Genomic DNA, 6,905 nt, shown 5'->3' with positions numbered 1-6,905 from the left:
GGAGCTCGGGGACCCAGCGCCGCCGGAGTCCCGGTCATCCCCTGAACGGGACTCCGACGGCCAGCAGCATGTCGCGCAGTCGCGTCGGATGACGCAGATCGGCCCAGACCCATCGCACGACGCGCAGTCCCAGTCGGCGCAGGGCATCCTCGCGCAGCTTCTCCTCCACGACGACGTCTTCCGGTCGTCGGCCGGCGAGCAGTTCGGGCTTCTGGTACTTCGCCAGGCCGTCGAACTCGCCGACGATGCCGTGATCCGGCCAGAAGAAGTCCACGCGCACTCGGCTCCCGCCGTCGACGTCGAACCGGACCTGCAGCTGCGGAGGCTCCAGCCCCCATTGGTCCATGAGGACGCGGGAGACCGACTCGCCCACCGACTCGGCTGCGGCGTCGGCGAAGGCCCAGCAGGACTCCCAGCGCCGGCGGGCCTTCTTCGTCCGCAGGAAGCCGTCCCAGGCCAGCAGGTCCTCCTCGCTGATCGGCCCGTGGGCCCGCGGCGTGCCGCGGGCGACGGAGTCCAGGGCGGCGACGGCGGCCGGCCGCGACATCCGCGGGATCGTGTCGAGCAGCGCCAGGGGCAGCGGCTCGACGCGGAATCCCGCCTCGGGCCCGAGACACCAGGGGACCGAGCCCGGCGGGAGGATCGTCTGGTCCAGCCCGCGGTCTCCTCGGATCAGAGCTTCGCGGAGCTCGGGACGGCTCATGCCGGCCGGCAGCGGGGCTTCGTGATGGCGCAGAGGGTGCGGAGGGGGAACGTCGCGGCGATAGGTCGCGGCGGACCGCCGGACCCCGGCTTCGGGGGAGCGCCGTGTGCGCACCGTGACGTCGCGCGGAGGCTCCAGGAGGCTGACGCCGTGCAGCAGCAGGGCGGATTCTCGGCAGAACACCGGGGCCGGGGAGCGGTGCGCGGCGGCGACGGTCGCGATGGTCGAGCGTTCCCAGGGCGGAGCGTCGGACCACCGCTCGGCGTCGGTGTAGATGCCGCGATGCAGGCGCACCAGTTCGCCGCGGCGGGCCGCGCGTCCCAGACGGGTGCCGGTGTGGTCGCCGTCGTCGGTGGGCCGAGCTTTCGTCAGCTGGACAGGGAGCGGAGAGGTCGATGCGGATCTCATGCGCTCAGCGTGCCGGAGCGGTCGGCCTCGTGGGCAGTGAGTGCCGGGTCCTGTGGAGAACACGGCGTGTCATCACTGGAGATCCCCGAATTTTCGCAGGATCACCGTGATACAACGCGGTGTCCCTGCGAAGACTCGGGGAACGTGCGGCCACCAGATCCGCCGGTCGTCCGATCGTCCAGCGGCTCGGCCCCGCTCAGCCGACCGGCGGGCCCAGGATCAGCAGCACCACGAAGACCACGACGACGGCGGCCGCCAGCAGCCCGCCGATCAGCAGCGGATGCGCCAGCAGCAGGCGCAGGAGCCGATCGTGCCAGGCGTGGTCCCGCGGATCCTCGGTCGCGACGGTGCGCCAGGAGCCGTCCAGCCGACCGCTGCGGTGCAGCCAGACGTCCGCGGGGATCGTCGCATAGGGGATCACCGCGCTGATCAGCGCGATCGCCGTCGGGCCGAGGCGCCAGCGCTGATTCTTCGCGGCGATGATCGCCACAGCGCCGTAGGCGAGGAAGACGAGACCGTGGATCCCGCCGCCGATCGAGACGGCGACGTCCAGCCCGGCGGTCGAGCGCAGGATCATCCCGCCGATGAGCAGCGTCCAGGAGACGGCCTCGGCGACGGCGAACAGGCGGAACAGGCGAGCGGGGGTGCGGACCACGCGGCTCCTCGGGCTCCTCGGGGATGTTCGGGCGGGGTGGGCGACGGCGGCGTCGGGGCGCAGCCGGACCGAGGGTCATCGTACGTGGTCGAGCTGGAGGCCGGTGCTGTCCTGCCGTGTCCTGCCGGGACTCCGCGTCGTGTGCCGGGCGGCTCGCCTCCTGCGCCCTCGCGCGGTCCCGCCCTGCACAGCCGTCGTCGACGTCAGCGCCGCGCGGTAGCGTGGTGCCCATGGCCAGTCGCAGCAGCTCGCGCAGCAAGTCCGCGCCCACCTTCGAGTGCACCGAATGCGGCTGGCAGACCGTCAAATGGGTCGGCCGCTGCCCGGAGTGCCAGGCCTGGGGCTCGGTGCAGGAGAAGGGCCAGGTCACCGCCCGCACCACGGCCTCGACCAGCCTGGTGGAGCCTGCCCGGGCCATCGGCGACGTCGATGCCACCGTCGCCCAGCACCGGCCCACCGGGATCGGCGAGCTCGACCGCGTCCTCGGCGGCGGTCTGGTGCCTGGGGCGGTGATCCTCATGGCGGGCGAGCCCGGCGTCGGCAAGTCCACGCTGCTGCTGCAGCTGGCCGCCGCCGTCGCCCGAGGGTCCCAGCCCGGCGAGCGGCCGGACGGCGGGGAACTCGGGGCCGAGGCCGGAGGCGAGGCCGCCGACGACGGCGCGCGGCGGCCGGTGCTGTACCTGACCGGCGAGGAGTCGGCCGCCCAGGTGAAGAAGCGCGCCGAGCGGACCGAGTCGCTCGCCGACGCGCTGCATCTGGCCGCGGAGTCCGACCTCGGGCAGGCGCTGGGCCAGATCGAGCACCTTGACCCGGCGCTGACCATCATGGACTCGGTGCAGACGCTCTCCTCCGGCGAGGTCGAGGGGGCGGCCGGCGGGGTGACCCAGATCCGCGAGGTCACCGCCTCGATGATCGAGGCCGCCAAGCGGCGGAACATGACCACCATCCTGGTCGGCCACGTGACCAAGGACGGCGGCATCGCCGGCCCGCGGATGCTGGAGCACCTGGTCGACGTCGTCTGCCAGTTCGAGGGGGATCGGCACTCGCGGCTGCGCCTGCTGCGGGCGGTGAAGAACCGCTACGGCCCCACCGACGACGTCGGCTGCTTCGACCTGCACGAGGCCGGGCTGACCTCGCTGGCCGATCCCTCGGGCCTCTTCGTCTCCGCGCTCTCCGAACGGGTGCCCGGCACCTGCATCACCATCACGCTGGAGGGGCGTCGCCCGCTGACCGCCGAGGTGCAGGCGCTCATCGCCGAGTCCCCGGCCTCCCAGCCGCGGCGCGCAGTCTCCGGACTGGACTCGCCGCGGGTGTCGATGCTGCTGGCGGTGCTGCAGCGTCGCGCCCGGCTGGCCACGCTCTCCTCCTCGGAGGCCTATGTGGCCACCGTCGGCGGCGTGCGGATCACCGAGCCCGCCGCAGATCTGTCGATCGCACTGGCAGTGGCCTCCGCCGCGCTGGAGAAGCCGCTGCCGAGCCGCTTCGTCGCCTTCGGCGAGGTCGGCCTGGCCGGAGAGGTTCGCCCGGTGCCCGGGCTGCAGCGCCGCCTCCAGGAGGCGCAGCGGCTGGGCTTCACCCACGCGATCATCCCGCGCGGCGTCGGCCGCGACGCCGGACCCGGAGGCCCGGAGATCCCCGAAGGACTGCGGGTCAAGGAGGTCGGCTCGCTGCCCGAGGCGCTGAATCTGGTGCTCGACGGCGGTCCGCCGCCGAACGCCCAGGAGTGAGGTCCGGCCGCGGCCGGCCGCATGGGACCGGCGCTCGCGACGGCGGCGTCGTCGCACCGGAATCATTCCGCCGGGGTCACTGCGGCAGCGTGATGCCCGCGTCGGTCTGTCGTGCCAGACCGTCGGCCAGCAGCGAGTCGAGGCAGCGGCGGCGCTGTTCGGCCGAGGCCTCGGGCAGGTCCAGGCCGTCGAGCAGCGCCTCGGGGGCCACCGGCTCGCCGCGGCGGAGCACCGCCATGATCGCCCCGCGGACCTGCCGGTCGGTGCCGGCCCAGGCCTGGCCGCGGGTCTTCTGCTCCTCCGTGGGCGGCGGGAAGTCTGCGGCGCGCCAGCTGCACAGCTCCGCCACCGGGCAGATCGCGCACTGCGGCGAGCGGGCGGTGCAGATCAGGGCGCCGAGCTCCATGGTCGCCGCGTTCCACGCGCAGGCGGTGCGGCCGCCGTCGGGCTCGGTCGCCGGCATCAGCTCGACGGCGAGCCGGCGCTGCGCGGCGGTGTAGGTCTGGCCGGGCAGCGCCGCGCCGGAGAAGACCCGGGCGTGGACGCGCCGGATGTTGGTGTCGACGACGACCTCCGGACGACCGAAGGCGAAGCAGGCCACCGCGGCGGCGGTGTACTCGCCGATGCCGGGCAGAGCGCGCAGCTCCTCGCGGCTCTCGGGCACGGCTCCGCCGTGGCGCTCGACGATGGCCTCCGCGGCGGCCTGCAGTCGCAGGGCGCGGCGCGGATAGCCCAGCCGGTCCCAGACGGTGAGGATGTCGGCGGCGGGCGCGGACGCGGCGTCGGCCGGCGTCGGCCAGCGACGCAGCCACTCCTCCCAGCGGGGGAGCACGCGCGCGACGGGAGTCTGCTGGAGCATCACCTCGCTGACCAGCACGCCCCACGGCGTGCACTCCGGGCGGCGCCAGGGCAGATCGCGGGCGTGCTCTGCGAACCAGTCGACCACGCGGGCATGCACGTCGTCGGGGCTCGGCGGATCCGGCAGCTCTGCGGAGCCGGCGGGCACGGCCTCGCGGACGGGGTCGGTCGGAGAGGGCATCCCTCCATCGTAGGAGAGGCGGGCGGGCCGGCCGGTCAGCGCGTCAGGCCTCGCGGGACACGCCCAGCGTGGTGATCAGCTCCTCCACGCGGGACCGGATGTCGTCGCGGATGCCGCGCACCGCCTCCACCCCCTGGCCGGCGGGGTCGTCGAGCTGCCAGTCCTCGTAGCGCTTCCCCGGGTAGAAGGGGCACTCGTCGCCGCAGCCCATCGTGATCACGACGTCGGACTCCTGCACGGTCGCCGGCGAGAGCTCGTCGGGGACCCGGGAGGAGATGTCGATGCCGGTCTCGGCCATCGCCTCCACGGCGACCGGATTGATCGACTCGGCCGGCTCGGTGCCGCCGGAGTGGACGACGACGGCGTCGCCGGCGAGTTCGCGCAGGAACCCGGCGGCCATCTGCGAGCGGCCGGCGTTGTTGACGCAGACGAACAGGACTGAGGGCCGGTGTTCGGCGTCGCGGGCGGTCTCGGGGGCGGTCTCGGAGGTGGTCATGACGGGCTCCTTCGGCATCAGGAGGGCGGGGTCAGGAGGAGGGGACGGATGGTGTCGAGGGCTCTCTGCGCGAGGACCGCGTCGGGAAGAAGCGCCGGGCCCACAGGGCGACGTAGACCAGGGCGACGAGGATCGGCACTTCGATCAGCGGGCCGACGATGCCCGCCAGGGCCTGGCCGCTGGCGGCGCCGAAGGTCGCGATGGACACGGCGATGGCCAGCTCGAAGTTGTTGCCGGCCGCGGTGAAGGACAGCGTGGTGCTGCGCGCGTAGCCCAGGCCGATCAGCCGGCCGATGATCATCGAGGCGCCGAAGGTGACCAGGAAGTAGACGGTCAGCGGCAGCGCGATCCTCGCGACCTGCAGCGGGTGGCCGGTGACCTGGTCCCCCTGCAGCGCGAAGAGCAGGACGATGGTGAACAGCAGGCCGCCCAGCGCCAGCGGATCGATGCGCGGCAGCACGCGCTGCTCGTACCACTCCCGGCCGCGGCGGCGCTCGCCGAGGGTGCGGGTCAGGAAGCCGGCGGCCAGCGGAATGCCCAGGAAGACGAGCACCGACAGGGTGATCGCGCCGATCGAGAACTCCGCGGATGTCGTCGGCAGGCCCAGCCAGCCCGGCAGCAGCTGCAGGTAGAACCAGCCGAGCACGCCGAACATGACGACCTGGAAGACAGAGTTGATCGCCACCAGCACAGCGCCGGCCTCGCGGTCGCCGCAGGCGAGGTCGTTCCAGATCAGCACCATGGCGATGCAGCGGGCCAGCCCGACGATGATCAGCCCGGTGCGGTACTCGGGCAGGTCGGGCAGCAGCAGCCAGGCCAGGGCGAACATGAAGGCCGGCGCCAGCAGCCAGTTGATCAGCAGGGAGGTGATCATCAGGCGCTTGTCACCCAGCACGGCGCCGGTCTCGTCGTAGCGGACCTTGGCCAGGACGGGGTACATCATGACCAGCAGGCCCAGCGCGATCGGCACCGAGACTCCGGCGACCTCCACCGCCTCCAGGGCCTCGCCGATCCCTGGGACGACGGCGCCCAGGCCCAGCCCCAGAGCCATGGCCGCCAGGATCCACACCGGCAGCAGGCGGTCGAGCACGGAGAGCTTCGCGACGACGCCGGCGGCGTCCTCGGGGGCGCCGTCAGCGGCGGGGGCCGAGGGTGGTGCGGCGGGCGAGGGGGAGTCTGGCGTCGGCACGGTGCTCCTGGGTCTGCGGTCGCGGGGCTGCAGGGATTCGGCTGCGGCCCCGGGCTCGGTCGTCGAGGGGGCGGTCGAGAAGTCGTCGGCCGACGGTCGGTCCGGGTGTCCGGCGGGTCATCGACAGCGGTCGATGCGTCGAGTATCGTCGTGGGCATCGACCATTGTCAATATCGATGGGCGTCGATGACTCGGCGGGGGCGTCGCGAGGATCGCCTCGAGACAGTCGGTGCTGGACGCCTCATCGGAGGGAGCCCCATGAGTTCTGCGCCGGCCTCCGACCCGCAGTCGGCATCTGCCCGTGCGGCCGTGCCCGGCGTCGTCGGGCTGTCCGCGGACGCCCCGGGCGCGGCGGATCTCGTCCGGCCGGCCGGCGTCGACACCTGCTGCACTCCGGCGGCGTCGGGAGCGTCCGCGCTGGACGTCGAGGAGGCGGGTCGGCTGGCCGTCCGGCTGAAGGCCCTCGCCGACCCGACCCGGCTGCGCGTGCTCTCGCTGCTGGCCGCCGACCCGCGCGGGGAGGCCTGCGTCTGTGATCTGACCGAGCCGCTCGGCCTGGGGCAGCCCACGGTCTCGCACCACGTGAAGGTCCTCGTCGACGCCGGGCTGGTCACCCGCCGGCGGCGCGGCTCCTGGACCTGGTGCGCCGTGGTGCCCGAACGGCTCGAGGAGATCGCCGCGAGCATCG

7 protein-coding genes are annotated in these 6,905 nt (G+C 73.5%); 2 read left to right on the top strand and 5 right to left on the bottom strand.

What is annotated here, in order from left to right; all coding sequences use genetic code 11:
* Nucleotides 1-34: 34 nt before the first annotated feature.
* The gene (locus GU5_RS16385; RefSeq protein WP_010525253.1) at nt 35-1,111 is read right to left on the bottom strand and encodes a hypothetical protein; all 1,077 of its coding nucleotides are present in this window, start codon (nt 1,109-1,111) and stop codon (nt 35-37) included.
* A gap of 196 nt (nt 1,112-1,307) precedes the next feature.
* Nucleotides 1,308-1,766, bottom strand: coding sequence for a DUF3817 domain-containing protein (locus GU5_RS0108980; RefSeq protein WP_010525252.1), 459 nt, complete (start codon nt 1,764-1,766; stop codon nt 1,308-1,310).
* A gap of 230 nt (nt 1,767-1,996) precedes the next feature.
* On the opposite strand from GU5_RS0108980, the gene GU5_RS0108975 reads away from it, so the two are divergent.
* Nucleotides 1,997-3,493 carry a DNA repair protein RadA gene (locus GU5_RS0108975; RefSeq protein WP_010525251.1) on the top strand — a complete coding sequence of 499 codons (1,497 nt, stop codon included), beginning with the start codon at nt 1,997-1,999 and terminating at the stop codon, nt 3,491-3,493.
* A 76-nt stretch (nt 3,494-3,569) separates the two neighbouring features.
* Here the strand turns inward: GU5_RS0108975 and GU5_RS0108970 are convergent, their stop codons facing one another.
* The 3 genes from GU5_RS0108970 to arsB are packed head-to-tail and all read right to left on the bottom strand — an operon-like array spanning nt 3,570 to nt 6,217.
* Nucleotides 3,570-4,532 carry an A/G-specific adenine glycosylase gene (locus tag GU5_RS0108970; protein WP_010525250.1) on the bottom strand — a complete coding sequence of 321 codons (963 nt, stop codon included), beginning with the start codon at nt 4,530-4,532 and terminating at the stop codon, nt 3,570-3,572.
* A gap of 43 nt (nt 4,533-4,575) precedes the next feature.
* Entirely contained in the window at nt 4,576-5,028 is a 453-nt protein-coding gene (locus GU5_RS0108965; protein WP_010525249.1) for an arsenate reductase ArsC, read from the bottom strand.
* A 31-nt stretch (nt 5,029-5,059) separates the two neighbouring features.
* Nucleotides 5,060-6,217 (bottom strand): ACR3 family arsenite efflux transporter, encoded by a 1,158-nt coding sequence (gene arsB / locus GU5_RS0108960; RefSeq protein WP_010525248.1) that lies wholly within the window; start codon nt 6,215-6,217, stop codon nt 5,060-5,062.
* A gap of 258 nt (nt 6,218-6,475) precedes the next feature.
* Here arsB and GU5_RS17915 point away from each other — a divergent pair.
* The coding region (locus GU5_RS17915; RefSeq protein WP_010525247.1) for a metalloregulator ArsR/SmtB family transcription factor at nt 6,476-6,905 on the top strand (430 nt) is incomplete at its 3' end.

It is taken from the genome of Nesterenkonia sp. F, from assembly GCF_000220985.1.
Lineage (GTDB): Bacteria > Actinomycetota > Actinomycetes > Actinomycetales > Micrococcaceae > Nesterenkonia.
The sequence above is the reverse complement of the archived record's forward strand: the minus strand, read 5'-3'. Positions and strand labels throughout refer to the sequence as shown.